Here is a 15,573-nt window from a genome sequence, read left to right on the forward strand (position 1 = left end):
TGGAGAAATGCATGACCCGTTACGCTCTGATCACCGGTGCCTCCAGCGGCATCGGCCTGGCCCTGGCCGAAGCACTGGCCCGTCGTGGTCGCAGCTTGATTCTGGTGGCCCGCCAGCGTGATCAGTTGGAAAGTATTGCCATTGAGCTGACCCAACGTTTTGGGGTCGAAGTGCTGTTTCGGGCCTGCGACCTCGGAGAGCCGTTGCGGCTGTCCGGCTTTTTGCTGGAACTGGAAGAAGGCGAGCGACAGATCGATTTGCTGGTCAACTGCGCCGGCATCGGCACCAGCGGACCGTTTTTGGCTCAGGACTGGATGACCGAGCAGGACTTGATGGAGGTCAACATTCTGGCGTTGACCCGCATGTGTCATGCCCTTGGCAATTCCATGGCCCTGCAAGGCGGCGGGCAGATCCTCAACGTCGCTTCGGTCGCCGCCTTTCAACCCGGGCCGTGGATGAGTACCTACTACGCCAGCAAAGCCTATGTGCTGCATTTCACCGAGGGGCTGCGCGAAGAACTGAAAACCTGCGGGATCAAGGTTTCGGCCCTCTGCCCCGGCCCGACGCGCACCTCCTTCTTCGCCAGCGCACATATGGATACCGCCAGGCTCGACCGCAGCCAGCAACTGATGAGCCCTGAAGAAGTCGCGCTCTACACCGTGCGAGCTCTGGAAAAGAACAAAGCCATCATTGTCCCGGGGCGCCGAAACCGCTGGCTGGCGTTCAGCCCTCGTGTGAGCCCACGCTGGCTGACCCGCAAGATCGCCGGAATGATCAACAAGGCCTATTGCCCTCGCTGATATTGGCCGACACACCAAGGGCTGTGTGCATGCAGTACACTCAGCCTGCACTTTCAATACGGAGAAACAGCTGTGGATACTCTGTTCACCAAGATCATCAACAGAGAAATACCTGCGAAGATCATCTATGAGGACGATCAGGTCCTGGCCTTTCACGACATCGCCCCACAAGCGCCGGTACATTTTCTGGTCATCCCGAAAAAACCCATCCGCACGCTTAATGACCTGACCGAAGACGACAAGGCCCTGGCTGGACATATTTTGTTCACTGCCCAACGCCTGGCCGTGGAACAAGGCTGTGAAAAAGGCTTTCGCGTGGTGATGAATTGCAATGAAGACGGCGGGCAGACCGTCTATCACATTCATATGCATGTACTGGGGCAACGCCAGATGATGTGGCCGCCGGGCTGATATGCCGGGTATCTGCAGGTACTGTGTGCACAGTTCCTGCAGAAATCACCACGATCCTGACCCAACGCAAACGCTTTGCCTTCTGTTGCGGTAAACTGGCCGCCGAGATTTTTTCCGGAGGTCAGCATGACTACCCAACGTCACTACTCGCCGATCGATCGCCTGTTACTACAAGCCGACACCGCTATGCGCACATTGTTGCCTTTCAGTGGCCAGCCGCACCGTCCCTCGCCAGCCATCGTGCAACCCGAAGTGCAAATGAGCGAAACTGAGACCCGTCATGTCGCGGGCCTGATGCGTATCAACCATACCGGTGAGGTCTGTGCGCAGGCGCTGTATCAGGGACAGGCCCTGACTGCCAAGCTGCCACAAATACGCGCAGCCATGGAGCATGCCGCCGAGGAAGAGATCGACCACCTGGCCTGGTGTGAACAACGTATCCGCGAGTTGGGTAGCCACCCAAGCGTGTTGAACCCACTATTCTACGGTTTGTCATTTGGCATAGGTGCAGCTGCCGGACTGATCAGCGACAAGGTCAGCCTCGGTTTTGTGGCAGCGACTGAACATCAGGTCTGCAAGCACCTCAATGAGCATTTGGCGCAACTACCGGCCGAAGACGAAAAATCCCGGGCGATTCTTGAACAGATGCGCATTGATGAAGAGCATCACGCAGAGAGCGCGCTGGATGCAGGCGGATTCCGCTTCCCGGCGCCGGTCAAGTTCGGCATGAGCCTCATGGCCAAAGTCATGACCAAAAGTACATACCGCATCTGATCGATGGGGCAAAAAAGAAGGGTGCTCTAAAGGCACCCTTTCTTTTTGCCTGAAAATCGGTCAGTCAACCCAACTCAATGATTTCGTAATCATGAGTAATGACCACACCGGCTGCACCGAGCATGATCGAGGCCGAGCAATACTTCTCTGCCGACAGCTCGATGGCACGCTTGACCTGAGCCTCCTTCAACGCCCTCCCCTTGACCACAAAATGCATGTGGATCTTGGTAAATACCTTTGGGTCTTCAGTAGCACGCTCGGCTTCAAGAAAAGCCTCGCAACTTTCCACCGCCTGGCGGGATTTCTTCAGGATGCTGACCACATCGAAATTGCTGCAACCGCCGACGCCCAGCAGGAGCATTTCCATAGGTCGAACGCCCAGATTACGGCCACCGGCTTCCGGCGGGCCGTCCATGACCACTACGTGGCCACTACCCGACTCACCGAGGAACATGGCTTCGCCCGCCCATTGGATGCGTGCCTTCATCGCCCAGACTCCACTGTAAAAAAAGGGCCACCAGCTTAGCACAGGGCCTTGAAAGCACAGCGCTTAGCCTCAAGCGCAACGAGGCCTCCCCCGATTGAGAGGTAAATTCCCTGATCGAGTCAGAATGTGTCTGTTAAGCTGGCGCCAAATCAATGACGCACTGCCAGCGACTGCTTGGCATTGTGCGACCGTTGATTGCGCTCGATAAAAAATACAAGTCCTACCACACCGTGCAGTTTTTTCGGGATACAACCATGGTTGCTATTACTCCCACGTTGAAAATCAAGAACCTCGACAAGTTACTTACGCATTGTCAGCGCCGACGCTACCCGGCCAAGCACAACATCATCTGTGCAGGTGAGCGCTCCGAGACGCTGTTCTTCATTATCAAGGGCTCTGTGACGATCCTGATCGAGGATGAAGACGGTCGCGAGATGATCATCGCCTACCTCAACGTCGGTGATTTCTTTGGTGAGCTGGGATTGTTCGAGCAGGCCGGGAAGGAACAAGAGCGCAGTGCCTGGGTACGCGCCAAGATAGAGTGCGAAGTCGCTGAGATCAGCTACACCAAATTCCGCGAATTATCCCAGCAGGATCCGGACATTCTGTACGCCTTGAGTGGCCAGATCGCGCAGCGCCTGCGTGACACTACGCGCAAGGTCGGTGACCTGGCGTTCTTCGACGTCACCGGACGAGTCGCCCGCTGCCTGCTTGAACTGTGCAAGCAGCCAGACGCAATGACTCATCCGGACGGCATGCAAATCAAGGTCACGCGCCAGGAAATCGGGCGTATTGTCGGTTGTTCACGGGAGATGGTCGGACGGGTGCTCAAAGACCTGGAAGAGCGCAACCTGGTTCACGTCAAAGGCAAGACCATGGTGGTGTTTGGTACACGTTAAAGCGCCAGGAAGCTCGCGAGCATTTTCCGGTACAGCGTGTCGAGCCGACCAATCGCATCTGGCGCAGCAAAGGCTTCATGCAGGGCGATATGACTTTCGGCACGAACCCGTTGCTCAAGGCCACACGCCTCATTGAAGCGATTGACCGCCGCAATCAACTCGACGCGATCGCCATCCAGCAACAGCGCACCATGCACCAGGCCTACCGGCCGACCACCACTCTGACGCCAGCGTTGCGCAGTGCCGACCATTTTGCGACCGTCGAGATTGACGTTGTAACGACCGTCGCAAAACGCACCGTCGATTTCTCCCACGGACGCATCACCACCCAACTCGATGAGCAAATCGCAGATTGGCTGGCACAGCCGCTGGTACCCGGTTTCGATTCGCCCCTGATCGCCCTCGCTGCGCGGTGGCGCGTAGACCAGCGCAATATTGACCGTGGCCGCCGATTGCGGCACGGGCTCGCCGCCGGTTTCCCTTAGCAAAACTGGCCAACCGTGATCGGCCGAGACCTGGCTGGCTGCTTCAAAGGCAGGCAGGCGACTCAAGCGCCTGGGCATGACCAATGCCTGATCGCACGGTTGCCAGAACAGCAGTCCGAAGGCTTGTTCACCCGCACACACGGCGGTCAACAAATCCTGTTCAGCCTGCAAACCGGCTTCGACCGTCATTGCAATAGGCAGGGTCATGATCAATCCAGCGTCGAACCGGTCACCGGAACACCACGCTCCGGAAAAAACAGACGCTGCAACTCAGCACCCGGGCTCTCGGCGCGCATAAAGGTTTCGCCCACCAGGAACGAGTACACACCGCTGATTTCCATCAGCTCCACATCGGCACGATTGACGATCCCGCTCTCGGTGATCACCAGCCGGTCACGGGGAATACGCGGCAACAGGTCGAGGGTATTTTCGAGGCTGACTTCAAAGGTATGCAGGTTGCGGTTATTGATGCCGACCAATGGTGTATCGAGGGTTTTCAGTGCGCGTTCCAGTTCCTCGCCATCGTGGACTTCGACCAGCACGTCCAAACCTACACTTTTAGCCACGGATGCCAGTTCGGCCATCTTCACATCATCCAGGGCGGAGACGATCAGCAGCACGCAGTCAGCGCCCAGCGCCCGCGCCTCGACGATCTGGTACGGGTCGACCATGAAGTCCTTGCGGATCACCGGCAGCTTGCACGCAGCGCGCGCTTGCTGCAGGTAGAGGTCGGATCCCTGGAAGTAATCGACATCGGTCAGCACCGAAAGACAGGTCGCCCCGCCCTTCTCGTAGCTCTGCGCAATCTCGGCAGGAACGAAGTTTTCACGGATCACGCCTTTGCTTGGCGAAGCCTTTTTGATTTCAGCAATCACCGCTGGTTGCTTGAGCTTGGCCTGTGCAATCAAGGCATTGGCAAAGCCCCGTGGCGCATCTGCGCTTTTCGCCAGGTTTTCCAGCTCTGCCAGGCTTACGCGCGCATTGCGCTCGGCCACTTCTTCGGCTTTGCGGGCGAGGATTTTTTCCAGGATTGTTGGAACACTCATCCTTCGTTCTCCATCTTGAATACAGCGGTGAATGCTCCCAGCTCTTCGAGCTTTTCGCGAGCCAGCCCAGTGTGCAAGGCATCATGGGCCAAGGCGACGCCTTCCTTAAGACTATAGGCGTGGTCGGCCGCGTAAAGTGCCGCGCCCGCATTCAAAACAATCATCTCTGCAGCTTTCTGGCCGTTTTCGGTCTTGCGACGTCCCAGGGCATCGCGTATCAGCTCAAGAGAGGCCTCCGGGCTTTCCACCGCCAAACCGTGCAAGCTCTGGCTCTTCATGCCCAGATCTTCAGGTTCGACCCAATACTCGGTGACCTGATCATTCTTCAATTCCGCCACAAAGGTCGGTGCCGCCAGGCTGAACTCGTCCAGGCCATCCTTGGAATGGACCACCAGTACATGCTTGCTGCCCAAGCGCTGCAAGACTTCAGCCAATGGGCGGCACAGCGCCTGGCTGAATACACCCACCACCTGATGCTTCACGCCGGCCGGATTCGTAAGCGGGCCGAGCATGTTGAACAGGGTGCGCAGGCCAAGATCCTTGCGCGGTCCAGCCGCGTGCTTCATGGCACCATGATGGGATTGGGCAAACATGAAGCCGATACCGACGTTATCGATGCAGCGCGCCACTTGCGTCGGCGTCAGGTTCAGGTAGATCCCTGCCGCCTCCAGCAGGTCGGCACTGCCGCTTTTACCCGATACGGCACGGTTACCGTGCTTGGCCACAGTACAGCCCGCTGCCGCCACCACAAAAGATGAGGCCGTGGACACATTGAAGATATTCGCACCGTCGCCGCCGGTGCCGACTACATCGACCACACCGTCGAGGGTCTTGAGCTCGACCTTGTCCGCCAGCTCACGCATCACCGAGACGGCGCCGACAATTTCATCGATGCTCTCGCTCTTCATGCGCATGGCCATCATAAAGGCGCCAATCTGCGCGTCGCTGCATTGACCGGTCATGATTTCGCGCATGACGTCGCTCATTTCCGCAGTGCTCAGGTCCAGATGGCCGACGATACGGCTCAGGGCAGTCTTGATATCCATGGAAAGTCCTTAGCGCGTGCCGCCGCTCTGTTTGAGAAAATTAGCGAACAGCTCGTAGCCCTGCTCGGTCAGGATCGATTCAGGGTGAAACTGCACCCCTTCGACATTCAGTGTTTTGTGCCGCAGGCCCATGATCTCGTCGACCGAGCCGTCTTCCAATTGGGTCCAGGCCGTCAGCTCGAGGCATTCGGGCAGGGTTTCGCGCTTGACCACCAGCGAATGGTAGCGGGTCACCGTCACCGGCCGGTTCAGGCCCTGAAACACACCTAGATCATGATGGAACACCGGGCTGGTCTTGCCATGCATCACCTGACGAGCACGAACCACGTCACCGCCAAACGCCTGGCCGATGGATTGATGGCCCAGGCAAACACCGAGAATCGGCAGCTTGCCGGCAAAGAACTTGATAGCTTCCAGGGAAATCCCGGCTTCGGTCGGCGTACAGGGGCCTGGGGAAACCACAATCCGCTCCGGGTTCAGCGCGGCGATCTGGGCCACCGTCATTTCATCGTTGCGCACCACCTTGACCTCGGCACCGAGCTCGCCCAGGTATTGCACAACGTTGTAGGTAAAAGAGTCGTAGTTATCAATCATCAGCAACATGCGGGTTCAAACCTCTTGAATTCACTGACTTCTAATGATGGCCTTCCAGGAACTACCCGCTGCCAGACGCACTTTCCGGTTGCCGGGGTAAGCCGGCAAGGGGCATCAAACAAAGGTGAAGAAGGCAAATCGGTACAGGTCCGGCCGGGCCGGCAAAGAAAAGTTAGGCGCGCCAACGCCAACGGGCGTGTGCCTTGACTACTCGCATCAAGAGTTTGCTGATGATCAACACGGGAAGGGTCTCGTTCATACGTTCAGGCACAGTAACGTAGCCTCGGCAGCGGTGCAATATGGAGCAGCAAATACGGGAGAAACGTCCCGCCGGTTATTTGCCGTCGAAAGCGATTTTCCGTGGAAGAAAAGCAGGAATACTTTGCTAAGGTTTTTGCTGCCTATACCAAAAACAATTAGATGGACGACTTCATGCTCAGACCAGCGCTCTTTGTACCGCTTGCCGGTTGCCTTCTCTCATTGGCCTGTAGCCAGGCGATTGCGGCACCCTCGCCCTATTCGACCATGGTGGTTTTCGGCGACAGCCTGGCCGACGCCGGCCAGTTCCCTGACGCTGGCGGCGTCGCGGGTGCCTCGCTGCGCTTTACCAACCGCACCGGGCCCACCTACCTGAACAACGGGACAGAGAACTTCGCCCTAGTGTCCTCTACATTACTGGGCGCCAAGCTTGGGGTTACGCCCAATGACCTGAACGCTTCCACCTCTGTGACGCGTGCAGCCCAAGGTCTACCGGACGGTAACAACTGGGCGGTGGGCGGCTACCGTACCGATAACATTCTTGATTCCATCACCTCGGTATCCAACACGGCCATTCCACCCGGCAACCCTGGCGCCGGCACCGTGCTGCGCAGCCGGGAGGGTTACCTGCCCGCCAACGGCGGGCGAGCAGACTCCAATGCGCTGTATTTTCTTTCCGGTGGCGGCAACGACTTCTTGCAAGGCCTGGTCCAAAGCCCGACGCAAGCCGTCGCCGCCGGCGCACGCCTGGCCGATAGCGCCCAGGCCCTGCAACAGGCCGGCGCACGCTACATCATGGTCTGGATGCTGCCCGACCTGGGGCTGACCCCGGCCATCAACGGCACTCCAGCGCAAGCGGCGAGCAGTGCCTTGAGCGACCTGTTCAATCAGGCGCTGGTGCAACGTTTATCGCAAGTCGACGCCCAGGTTATCCCGCTGAATATCCCGCTGTTGCTCAATGAAACCTTCGCCGACCCAGGCCGCTTTGGTCTGGCCACCGGGCAGAATCTTACCGGCACCTGCTTCAGCGGCAACGGCTGCACAGCCAACCCCATCTATGGCATCGGCGGTACTGATCCAGACCCGACCAAGCTGATCTACAACGACTCGGTCCACCCCACCGAAGCCGGGCAACGCCTGATTGCCGACTATGCCTATTCCTTGTTGGCCGCCCCCTGGGAAGTGAGCCTGTTGCCGGAAATGGCTCAAGGCACTTTGCGCGCCCATCAGGACGAACTGCGCAATCAATGGCAAGCGGATACGGGCAACTGGCAAGCCGAGGGCCAATGGCGCGCCATTGTCGCCGGCGGTGGCCAGCACCTGGATTTTGATCAACAAAGCAGTGGCGCCAAGGGCGACGGTAGCGGCTATAACCTGAACATTGGCGGTAGCTACCGACTCAACGAAGCCTGGCGCGTGGGCGTAGCGGCGGGCTTCTACCGTCAGGTCCTTGAAGCCGGCGCCAGCGACTCGGACTACAAGCTCAACAGCTACATCGGCACCGCATTTGCCCAGTATCAGCAAAACCACTGGTGGGCAGACGCAGCGTTGAGCGCTGGCAAGCTGGACTTCGACAGCCTCAAGCGCAAGTTTGCCCTGGGCGTCAGCGAAGGTGCGGAAAAAGGCGATACCGACGGCTGGCTGTGGTCCTTGAGCGGCCGGGTCGGGTATGACATTGCCCAACCGGGCAGCGAATGGCACCTGTCACCGTTCCTCAGTGCCGATTACTCGCGGGTCGAAGTCGAGGGTTACTCAGAAAAAGACAGCCGCTCCACAGCCCTGACGTTCGATGACCAACAGCGCGACTCCAAACGACTTGGCCTGGGTCTTCAGGGCAGTTACCGCCTCACACCACAAACCCAGGTATTTGCCGAAGTGGCCCACGAGCATGAGTTCGAAAACGATACCCAGCGGGTGAACATTGCGCTCAACAGTGTGCCGGGGATCGATTTCAAACTGGATGGGTATACGCCGCGCAGCAACTCGGATCGGCTGAGCCTGGGGCTCAGCCACAAATTGACGAAGGAACTGGCGCTGAACGCTGCCTATAACGTCAGAAAGGATGACAACCTGACCCAGCAAGGGATCAATGTCGGCGTGAGCCTGGACTTCTAGCCCAACCACTGGCCAATGTGGGAACGGGCTTGCTCGCTCCCACATTTTGACCTGCATTTAGTTTCAGTCCTGCGGCGTCTGCTCGGCCAGTGCAACCGCCCGGAACATCGCCCGACGCTTGTTCAGGGTTTCTTCCCACTCAAGGGCCGGCACCGAGTCGGCAACAATCCCGCCACCGGCCTGCACGTGCAGTTCACCGTCCTTGATCACCGCCGTGCGGATCGCAATGGCGGTGTCCATGTTGCCGTTCCAGGCGAAATAACCCACAGCGCCGCCGTAGACACCCCGCTTGACCGGCTCCAACTCATCAATGATTTCCATCGCGCGAATCTTCGGTGCGCCCGACAAAGTCCCCGCAGGCAGAATCGCCCGTAACGCATCCATCGCCGTCAGGCCAGCCTTCAGCTCGCCGGTGACGTTGGACACTATATGCATCACGTTGGAGTACCGCTCGATCACCATTTTCTCGGTGAGCTTCACCGAGCCGATTTCCGAGACGCGCCCGGTATCGTTGCGTCCCAGGTCGATCAACATCAGGTGCTCGGCAATCTCCTTGTCGTCCGACAGCAAGTCTTCTTCCAGCGCCAGGTCCGCCTCTTCGGTCGCCCCCCGTGGGCGCGTACCGGCAATCGGGCGCACGGTGATCAGGTTATCTTCAACGCGCACCAGTACTTCCGGCGAACTGCCCACTACATGGAAGTCACCAAAGTTAAAGAAGTACATGTATGGGGTCGGGTTGAAGCAACGCAGCGCTCGATACAAATCAATCGGTGCAGCCTTGAAGTCTATGGACATGCGTTGCGACGGCACTACCTGCATGCAGTCACCGGCCAGGATATATTCCTTGATGGTATCGACCGCGCGCTCGTAGTCATCCTGGGTAAAGCTGGAGCGGAATACCGGATCTGCCGCCGGCGGGCGACTGAGGTCCAGGCCGCGACGCGGCGTGATCGGTTGGCGCAATTTATCCAGCAGCGCTTCGAGGCTGGCCTGGCCCTGCTCGAAAGCGTCGGCCCGGGAAGGGTCGGCCAGGACAATCGCGTGCATCTTGCCGGCAAGGTTATCGAACACCACCACCGCGTCGGAAACCATCAACAAAATGTCCGGCACGCCCAGCGGGTCGGGGTTCGGGCATTTACCGAGGCGTTGCTCCACATACCGCACGCAGTCGTAACCGAAATAACCCACGAGGCCGCCGTTAAAACGCGGCAGCCCGGCAATGGTCGGCACGTTGTAGCGAGCCTTGAAGGCTTCGACGAACGCCAGCGGATCTTCTACATCATGACTTTCGATTTCGACGCCATCGTGGCTGATGCTGACGTGATGGTCATGCACCCGCAGCACCGTGCGGCACGGTAGCCCGATGATCGAATAACGCCCCCACTTCTCGCCGCCCTGGACCGACTCCAACAGATAGGAGTTGGGCTCGTCGGCCAGTTTCAGGTAGATCGACAGCGGTGTATCGAAGTCGGCCAGGGTTTCGCAGGCCAGGGGAATACGGTTGTAGCCGGCAGCGGCCAAACGCAGGAATTCTTCGCGGATCATGGGGTGCCTCGTGGCTTGAGGGTCTAACGGTCAGGTATGCAAACGTGCCGCAGCGCGGCCAGGATCGGTCAGGCGCGCCAACGCCAGCGGGCCAGGGCCTTGATGACTTTCATCCAGAGTTTGCGAGTGACCACCACGATGGAGTTTCCAGAAGGGGATGGAACAGCGTCAGGCAACGTTATCTCAGCGCCCGTTCCCAAGCAACCGGGGATTAGCAGCCGAAGGTCATCAATAACCAGCGCCGGCGACTCCTCGGCAATCGGCCGGCCATGGTTATAGCCATAACTCAAGGCCACGCACTTGACCCCTGCCGCTTTCGCCGCCAGTACGTCACTACGTGAGTCGCCGACAAACAGCGACTGGGACGCCGGGATGTTGGCCATTTTCATCACGAAGAACAACGCAGCCGGATCGGGTTTCTTCTGGGGCAGGGTATCGCCGCCGATGATCCAGCGGAAGTAACGGCCGATCTTCATCTGATCCAACAGCGGCGCGACGAAACGTTCCGGCTTGTTGGTGATCAAGGCCATTTCCACGCCCTGTTTGTGCAGCCATTTGAGCGTGTCGCGCACGCCGGGGTAAACCACGGTCAATTCGTGGCCACTTTCATAGGCAGCGTTGAACAGTTCCAGGGCGCGCTCAGCCTCGACTTCATCGACGCCTGCGGCATCGATATGGTTGGCCAGGGCCCGGCGCACCAGCATCTGCACACCGTTGCCCACCCAATTGCGTACCGATGCGACACCCGCAGGTGCACGCCCCAGCTTGAGCAACATATCATCCACTGCAGCCGCCAGGTCCGGCACCGAGTCGATCAAGGTGCCGTCCAGATCGAACATCACCAACCGAGGCAATTTGCCGGGGAACAGCTGCTCAAAACCACTCATGGACGTGCCAGCGCCAGCTCTGCACGCATTTTGCCGATCACTTCCTGATAGTCAGGCGTATTGAAGATCGCCGAACCTGCAACAAAAGTGTCGGCACCCGCGGCAGCGATCTCACGAATGTTATTGACGTTGACCCCGCCGTCGATCTCCAGGCGGATATCCCGGCCGCAAGCATCGATCAGGGCACGGGCTTCGCGCAGTTTGTCGAGGGTGCCAGGGATAAACTTCTGCCCGCCAAAGCCTGGGTTGACGCTCATCAGCAAGACCATGTCGACCTTGTCCATCACGTACTTGAGCGTGTCCAGCGGGGTCGCCGGGTTGAACACCAGGCCGGCCTTGCAACCGCCCTCGCGGATCAACTGAAGGGAACGATCGATATGCAGCGTGGCTTCCGGGTGGAAGGTAATGTAGGTCGCGCCGGCTTCGATAAAGTCACCAATGATGCGGTCTACAGGGCTGACCATCAGGTGCACATCGATAGGCGCGGTTACCCCGTATTTGCGCAGGGCCGCGCACACCATCGGGCCAATAGTCAGGTTCGGCACATAGTGGTTATCCATGACATCGAAGTGAACGAAGTCGGCACCGGCGGCCAATACATTGTCCACTTCCTCACCCAGGCGGGCGAAGTCGGCAGAGAGGATCGATGGAGCAATAACGAAGGGCTGCATGACGCACCTTTTCTGAGCTAAATCACGATGGCGCGCATTGTATACCTCATGCTTTGCTGCGCACACCGTGACCCTACTCAATGGCTAGTAGGCAGCGCGATAGATTTTCTCGATATCCGCCGCACTGAGCTGGCGTGGATTGTTGCGCATCAAGCGCTCGATGCCCGCGGCTTCTAACGCCATGGCCGGGATGGCCTCTTCGGGGACGCCAAAACTGCGCATGCCCACGGGAATTTCAACTGCGGCACACAGTCGCGCCATGGCCTCCACGGCCTGGTCGGCAGCATCATTGACACTCAAGCCGCTGACATTCACGCCCATGGCCTGGGCAATTTCCTGCATGCGCTCGACACACGCCAGCTTGTTCCACTGCATCACGTAGGGCAGCAGCAAGGCATTGCTGACGCCATGGGCGATATTGAAGCGCCCGCCCAGCGGGTAGGCCAAGGCATGCACTGCGCCCACCCCGGCATTGCCGAAAGCCATGCCCGCCATCAGGCTGGCGGTTGCCATGTCGTCACGTGCCGGCAAATTGAGTGGGTTGGCATAAGCCTTGGGCAATGCCTTGGCGATCAGTTTGATCGCGCCAATGGCCAAGGCATCGGTAATCGGCGAGGCGTTAAGCGACAGGTAAGACTCGATGGCGTGCACCAAGGCATCCACGCCGCTGGCGGCGGTCACACTGCGTGGGCAGGTCAGGGTCATCTGCGGGCTGATCAGCGCGACATCCGGCAGCAAGTAGTCGCTGACAATGCCTTTTTTCAACTGCGCGGCCTTGTCCGAAAGAATCGCCACATTGGTGACTTCCGAACCGGTACCAGCCGTGGTGGGAATAGCGATCAACGGCGGTCCCTTGCGCGGCACCTGATCGACGCCGAACAGGTCCGCCAGGGCACCGTGATAACCCGCGTAGGCCGCCACACTCTTGGCAATATCAATGGCGCTACCGCCACCCAGGCCAATCAGGCCGTCATGCCCGCCTTCGCGGTAGACCTGCATGCAATCTTCGACAATCGAGATTTCCGGGTCGGGGAGCACCCGGTCGAAAATCTCGTAGGTACGCTCGCCCAACTGCGCCAGCGCCAATTGCACGGTGCCCGATTGGACCAACGCCGCATCGGTGACAATCAACGGGTTATCGACATCCAGTCGCGTCAGCTCATCAGCCAGTTGCTCGATCGCACCTGGGCCGGTGAGCAGTTTATGGGCGATCTTGAATGAGGAAGTACTCATGTGCGCAACCTCTTCTAAGTTTGGGGGGCTGGCACAAGAGTAGCTTCGAATTCAGGGTTGTCTGCCATTCAGCATCTCAATGGTGGTCAGACCGGTGCCGTACGCAGCTTCTCGCTACGCCCGCGCAGCCACTCCAGGGTCAGCAGCAGCACTACCGAGAAAGCAATCAGCAAGGTCGCCGCCGCGGCAATGGTCGGACTGAGGTTTTCGCGGATACCGCTGAACATCTGCCGAGGCAAGGTCGCTTGTTCAGGGCCGGCAAGGAACAGCGTGACGACCACCTCATCGAACGAAGTGGCGAAAGCAAACAAAGCCCCGCTGATGACACCGGGCGCGATCAACGGCAATGTCACGCGGCGAAAGGCCGTCAACGGCGAGGCTCCCAGGCTGGCGGCGGCGCGTACCAGGTTATGGTTGAAGCCCTGCAACGTCGCAGACACCGTGATGATCACGAACGGCACGCCCAGCACCGCATGTACCACGATCAAAGAAAAGAAGCTGTTACCCAGCCCCAGCGGCGCAAAGAACAGGTAACTCGCCACCCCGATAATCACCACCGGCACCACCATCGGCGAAATCACCAGCGCCATCACCAGCGCCTTGCCGGGGAAGTTGCCACGGGTCAAGCCAATCGCTGCCAGCGTGCCAAACACCATCGCCAGCACCGTGGCGGCGGGCGCAACGATGATGCTGTTCTTCAGGGCGCGCATCCATTCCGCCGAAGCAAAGAAGTCCTGATACCACTGCAGCGAAAAACCCTGCAGCGGATACACCAGGAAGCTCCCGGAATTGAACGACAATGGAATGATCACCAGCACCGGAAGGATCAGGAACAGCAGGATCAAGCCGCAGAGTATCCGCAAGCTGTAGAACCAGACCCGCTCAACGGGTGACATGTAGGGGCTCAGCATCTCAAGGACTCCTCAGCTCAGGCGCAGGCGGCTGGCGCCCACCAGCCAGTTGTAGATCAGATACAGCACGACCGTGGCCAGCAGCAGCAAGCCGCCCAGTGCCGTGGCCATGCCCCAGTTAATGCTGGTGTTGGTGTAGAACGCCACGAAATAGCTGACCATCTGATCGTTCGGGCTGCCCAGCAATGCCGGGGTGATGTAGTACCCGATCGCCAGGATGAACACCAACAGACAACCGGCGCCGACGCCGGCATAGGTCTGCGGGAAATACACCCGCCAGAAGCTGACAAACGGGTGGCAGCCCAGGGAAATTGCCGCACGCATGTAGGTCGGTGAAATCCCCTTCATCACGCTGTAGATCGGCAAAATCATGAACGGCAGCAAGATATGCACCATGGAGATGTAGACCCCCATACGGTTGAAGACCAGCTCCAGGGGCCTATCGATAATGCCCAGGCTCATCAGTGCGCCGTTGATCAGTCCTCCGGATTGCAGCAGCACAATCCACGCGGCCACACGCACCAGCACTGACGTCCAGAACGGCAGCAGGACCAGGATCATCAGCAGGTTGCTTTGTCGGGCCGGCAAGTTGGCCAGCAAGTAGGCCAGTGGATACGCCAGCAACAGGCAACAGACGGTGATCACCAGGCCCATCCAGAACGTGCGGACAAAGATATCGAGGTAGATCGCCTGGTCCGGGGTCGCGGGGGCCACCTCACCGAGGTCGTCGATACGATGATCGACCGCCGCCAGCAAGTAGTAAGGCGTTAAGGTACTGGTGTTGCGACGGATCGCCTGCCAATACGCCGGGTCGCCCCAGCGCTCATCAAGGTTTTCCAGCGCGTCTTTATAAGAGGCCGGAGCTTGGGTAAACGGCAGCGCCCGTGCGGTTTTGGTCAGCAGGCTGCGATAGCCGGCCAACTCCATGTTCAAGCGTTTGGACAGATCGCCCAGAGTCTGGTTTTTCCGCGCCTCGCCCAGGTCTTCGCTGATGGCCTGGTACACCGGTTCACCAGGCAAGCCCCGACCATCCCAGGCCGTGACCGCGACCACAGTACGCGGCAAGCCAGCCACCACTTCCGGGTTGCCGACACTTTTGTAAAGCAGCGCAACGATCGGCACCAGAAACACCAGCAGCAAAAACACCACCAAAGGTGCAATCAACGCTTGGGCCTTCCAGCGATTAAGCCGTTCGGCACGCGCCAGGCGCTGCTTCAGGTTGGGTGTGGTGACCTCGTTCGAGGGAACGGCGATGGCCATGGCAAACTCCGGTTCTACAACATGAATGCAATCTGCAAAACACAGCTGATCCCCTGTGGAAGCGGGCTTGCTCGCGATGGCGACGTGTCAGCTGACTTATGTATGACTGATACACCGCTGTCGCGAGCAAGCCCGCTCCCACAAGGAGTTA

16 protein-coding genes are annotated in these 15,573 nt (G+C 58.9%); 5 read left to right on the forward strand and 11 right to left on the reverse strand.

From position 1 onward, the window contains the following. Positions 1–11 precede the first annotated feature (11 nt). From OQ460_RS22095 to coq7, 3 genes are all read left to right on the forward strand, one after another. Positions 12–800 (forward strand): SDR family NAD(P)-dependent oxidoreductase, encoded by a 789-nt coding sequence (locus OQ460_RS22095; protein WP_410019405.1) that lies wholly within the window; start codon positions 12–14, stop codon positions 798–800. A gap of 72 nt (positions 801–872) precedes the next feature. After that, positions 873–1,211 (forward strand): histidine triad nucleotide-binding protein, encoded by a 339-nt coding sequence (locus tag OQ460_RS22100; RefSeq protein ID WP_410019406.1) that lies wholly within the window; start codon positions 873–875, stop codon positions 1,209–1,211. Between the two features lie 126 nt (positions 1,212–1,337). Next, positions 1,338–1,985 carry a 2-polyprenyl-3-methyl-6-methoxy-1,4-benzoquinone monooxygenase gene (coq7, locus tag OQ460_RS22105; protein ID WP_410019407.1) on the forward strand — a complete coding sequence of 216 codons (648 nt, stop codon included), beginning with the start codon at positions 1,338–1,340 and terminating at the stop codon, positions 1,983–1,985. A 64-nt stretch (positions 1,986–2,049) separates the two neighbouring features. Here the strand turns inward: coq7 and OQ460_RS22110 are convergent, their stop codons facing one another. Then, positions 2,050–2,472: an OsmC family protein gene (locus OQ460_RS22110; RefSeq protein ID WP_003194686.1), complete on the reverse strand. Its 423-nt coding sequence runs from the start codon at positions 2,470–2,472 to the stop codon at positions 2,050–2,052. 254 nt (positions 2,473–2,726) lie between these two features. On the opposite strand from OQ460_RS22110, the gene crp reads away from it, so the two are divergent. Further along, the gene (gene crp / locus OQ460_RS22115; RefSeq protein ID WP_410019408.1) at positions 2,727–3,371 is read left to right on the forward strand and encodes a cAMP-activated global transcriptional regulator CRP; all 645 of its coding nucleotides are present in this window, start codon (positions 2,727–2,729) and stop codon (positions 3,369–3,371) included. Here crp and OQ460_RS22120 read toward each other — a convergent pair. The 4 genes from OQ460_RS22120 to OQ460_RS22135 are packed head-to-tail and all read right to left on the reverse strand — an operon-like array spanning position 3,368 to position 6,551. Next, the gene (locus OQ460_RS22120; protein WP_410019409.1) at positions 3,368–4,063 is read right to left on the reverse strand and encodes a lipoyl protein ligase domain-containing protein; all 696 of its coding nucleotides are present in this window, start codon (positions 4,061–4,063) and stop codon (positions 3,368–3,370) included. The genes crp and OQ460_RS22120 overlap by 4 nt on opposite strands. A 2-nt stretch (positions 4,064–4,065) precedes the next feature. Then, a complete protein-coding gene (gene trpC, locus OQ460_RS22125; RefSeq protein ID WP_410019410.1) occupies positions 4,066–4,902 on the reverse strand; it encodes an indole-3-glycerol phosphate synthase TrpC in 837 nt (278 codons plus the stop codon). Further along, the gene (trpD, locus tag OQ460_RS22130; RefSeq protein WP_410019411.1) at positions 4,899–5,948 is read right to left on the reverse strand and encodes an anthranilate phosphoribosyltransferase; all 1,050 of its coding nucleotides are present in this window, start codon (positions 5,946–5,948) and stop codon (positions 4,899–4,901) included. Before trpD ends, trpC begins: the two co-directional genes overlap by 4 nt. Positions 5,949–5,957: 9 nt before the next feature. Beyond that, positions 5,958–6,551, reverse strand: a complete 594-nt coding sequence (locus OQ460_RS22135) for an aminodeoxychorismate/anthranilate synthase component II (RefSeq protein ID WP_410019412.1) — start codon at positions 6,549–6,551, stop codon at positions 5,958–5,960. A 423-nt stretch (positions 6,552–6,974) separates the two neighbouring features. On the opposite strand from OQ460_RS22135, the gene estP reads away from it, so the two are divergent. Continuing rightward, positions 6,975–8,915, forward strand: coding sequence for an esterase EstP (gene estP, locus OQ460_RS22140; protein ID WP_410019413.1), 1,941 nt, complete (start codon positions 6,975–6,977; stop codon positions 8,913–8,915). A 63-nt stretch (positions 8,916–8,978) separates the two neighbouring features. On the opposite strand, the gene trpE is transcribed toward estP, so the two are convergent. The 6 genes from trpE to OQ460_RS22170 form a co-directional block, all read right to left on the reverse strand. Continuing rightward, the gene (gene trpE, locus OQ460_RS22145; protein WP_410019414.1) at positions 8,979–10,460 is read right to left on the reverse strand and encodes an anthranilate synthase component I; all 1,482 of its coding nucleotides are present in this window, start codon (positions 10,458–10,460) and stop codon (positions 8,979–8,981) included. A gap of 68 nt (positions 10,461–10,528) precedes the next feature. Beyond that, positions 10,529–11,347: a phosphoglycolate phosphatase gene (locus OQ460_RS22150; RefSeq protein ID WP_410019415.1), complete on the reverse strand. Its 819-nt coding sequence runs from the start codon at positions 11,345–11,347 to the stop codon at positions 10,529–10,531. After that, entirely contained in the window at positions 11,344–12,018 is a 675-nt protein-coding gene (gene rpe / locus OQ460_RS22155; protein ID WP_410019416.1) for a ribulose-phosphate 3-epimerase, read from the reverse strand. The genes OQ460_RS22150 and rpe overlap by 4 nt, the downstream gene beginning before the upstream one ends. Before the next feature lie 84 nt (positions 12,019–12,102). Then, the gene (locus tag OQ460_RS22160) at positions 12,103–13,251 is read right to left on the reverse strand and encodes an iron-containing alcohol dehydrogenase (protein WP_410019417.1); all 1,149 of its coding nucleotides are present in this window, start codon (positions 13,249–13,251) and stop codon (positions 12,103–12,105) included. Positions 13,252–13,337: 86 nt separating this feature from the next. After that, positions 13,338–14,162, reverse strand: coding sequence for an ABC transporter permease (locus OQ460_RS22165; RefSeq protein ID WP_410019418.1), 825 nt, complete (start codon positions 14,160–14,162; stop codon positions 13,338–13,340). 12 nt (positions 14,163–14,174) lie between these two features. Then, the gene (locus OQ460_RS22170; RefSeq protein WP_410019419.1) at positions 14,175–15,422 is read right to left on the reverse strand and encodes an ABC transporter permease; all 1,248 of its coding nucleotides are present in this window, start codon (positions 15,420–15,422) and stop codon (positions 14,175–14,177) included. Positions 15,423–15,573: the final 151 nt, after the last annotated feature.

The organism is Pseudomonas imrae, from assembly GCF_046352735.2.
In the GTDB taxonomy this organism is placed as follows: Bacteria; Pseudomonadota; Gammaproteobacteria; order Pseudomonadales; family Pseudomonadaceae; genus Aquipseudomonas; species Aquipseudomonas imrae.